Below are 2,500 nucleotides of genomic sequence, written 5' to 3' on the forward strand. Positions count from 1 at the left end.
GACCTTCAGGTTATGAGCCTGACGAGCTACCGGGCTGCTCCACCCCGCGGCGGGTGGGTTGGGTGCTGGTGTCGGGCGGACGGATGCGGCGGCCTCGGGCGGGCCCTCGGGCGGGCTTGGAAGACCTGGCGGCGACCTACTCTCCCACGTCTTAAGACGCAGTACCATCGGCGCTGAGGGTTTTCACGGCCGAGTTCGGAATGGGATCGGGTGTCTTGCCCCTCGCCATGACCACCAGGTCGTCCAAGCCCGCGCGATGCGGTGTGAAGAAGAAGTGCCGGGCGGCCAGGCCGGGCGACGCCGGCGCGGTGTCCCGGGGAGCTGCCCCGGGGGGGTTGCCCCTGTGCGCGGCGGGTCGGTCGGATCAAGCCGATCGAGCGATTAGTACCGGTTAGCTTCACGCGTTGCCGCGCGTCCACACCCGGCCTATCGACGTGGTCGTCTTCCACGGCTCTTCAGGGAGACCTGGTCTCGAGGGGGGGTTCCCGCTTAGATGCTTTCAGCGGTTATCCCGGCCGCACTTAGCTACCCGGCGGTGCCGCTGGCGCGACAACCGGTACACCAGAGGTGCGTCCATCCCGGTCCTCTCGTACTAGGGACAGATCCTCTCAAGTCTCCAACACCCACGGCAGATAGGGACCGAACTGTCTCACGACGTTCTAAACCCAGCTCACGTACCACTTTAAATGGCGAACAGCCATACCCTTGGGACCTGCTCCAGCCCCAGGATGTGATGAGCCGACATCGAGGTGCCAAACGACCCCGTCGATATGGACTCTTGGGGGTCATCAGCCTGTTATCCCCGGCGTACCTTTTATCCGTTGAGCGATGGCCCGTCCACGTGGGACCACCGGATCACTATGACCGACTTTCGTCTCTGCTCGACTTGTCAGTCTCGCAGTCAGGCGGGCTTATGCCATTGCACTCGACAGCTGATTTCCGACCAGCTTGAGCCCACCATCGCGCGCCTCCGTTACTCTTTGGGAGGCGACCGCCCCAGTCAAACTACCCGCCATGCAGGGTCCCGGACCCCGGTTCAGGGGCCGCGGTTAGATACCAGGAAACAGAAGGGCGGTATTTCAAGGCTGCCTCCACCGGAGCTGGCGCCCCGGCTTCCTAGGCTCCCGCCTATCCTACACATCCATTCCCTAGTACCACTGCAAAGCTGTAGTAAAGGTGCACGGGGTCTTTCCGTCTAACCGCGGGTACTCCGCATCTTCACGGAGAATTCAATTTCGCTGAGTTGGTGTTGGAGACAGCGGGGAAGTCGTTACGCCATTCGTGCAGGTCGGAACTTACCCGACAAGGAATTTCGCTACCTTAGGACCGTTATAGTTACGGCCGCCGTTTACCGGGGCTTCGATTCAGAGCGTGAACCCCTCCTCTTAACCTTCCGGCACCGGGCAGGCGTCAGACCCTATACGTCGCCTTGGCGGCTTCGCAGAGCCCTGTGTTTTTAGTAAACAGTCGCCACCCCCTGGTCTGTGCCCCCCGCCCCTGGTTGCCCAGGAACGGGGCCCCCTTCTCCCGAAGTTACGGGGGCATTTTGCCGAGTTCCTTCAACACCATTCTCTCAAGCGCCTTGGTATGCTCTACCAGTCCACCTGTGTCGGTTTCGGGTACGGTCTATATCGCTGGCGCTATTTCCCGGAACGCCTTCGCCGCCCCCGCAATCCAGTAAGCGGAGACGACTTACGGCATTCGTCACGTCCAGCAGGCCGGGGACTATTAACCCCGTTCCCATCGACTACGGCTTTCGCCCTCGCCTTAGGGGCCGGCTCACCCTGCGCGGATTAACCTTGCGCAGGAACCCTTGGACTTTCGGCGAGCGTGTTTCTCACACGCTTTATCGCTACTCATGTCAGCATTCTCGCTTCCGATGCCTCCAGGGCCGCTCGCGCGAACCCCTTCGCAGGCCTACGGAACGCTCCGCTACCACGTGGTCCCGAAGGACCACATCCGCAGCTTCGGTGCATGGCTTTAGCCCCGTTACATTTTCGGCGCGGGACGACTTGTCTAGACCAGTGAGCTATTACGCTTTCTTTAAAGGATGGCTGCTTCTAAGCCAACCTCCTGGTTGTCTTGGTCTTCCCACATCCTTTCCCACTTAGCCATGACTGGGGGACCTTAGCTGGCGGTCTGGGCTGTTTCCCTCTCGACCACGGACCTTAGCACCCATGGTCTGTCTGCCGACCTCCACTCGCCGGTATTCGGAGTTTGGTTAGGTTTGGTAAGGCTCGCGCCCCCCTAGCCCATCCAGTGCTCTACCCCCGGCGGTGAGCGATCGACGCTCTACCTAAATAGATTTCGCGGAGAACCAGCTATTTCCGAGTTTGATTGGCCTTTCACCCCTAACCACAGGTCATCCCCGTCTTTTTCAACAGACGTGGGTTCGGTCCTCCAGTGCGTGTTACCGCACCTTCAACCTGCCCATGGCTAGATCACTCGGTTTCGGGTCTCATCCTACGAACTCATGCGCCCTATTCAGACTCGCTTTCGC

The 2,500-nt window shown here is 60.6% G+C and carries 2 rRNA genes (1 of these 2 cut by a window edge); both read right to left on the reverse strand.

Annotated features, from left to right (window positions below):
* Window positions 1-123 precede the first annotated feature (123 nt).
* Window positions 124-239, reverse strand: a 5S ribosomal RNA gene (rrf, locus tag DT069_RS24385).
* A gap of 121 nt (window positions 240-360) precedes the next feature.
* Window positions 361-2,500 (reverse strand): 23S ribosomal RNA (locus tag DT069_RS24390) (it continues 612 nt past the right edge of the window).

It is taken from the genome of Virgifigura deserti (genome assembly GCA_003576685.1).
Taxonomy (GTDB): domain Bacteria; phylum Pseudomonadota; class Alphaproteobacteria; order Dongiales; family Dongiaceae; genus Virgifigura; species Virgifigura deserti.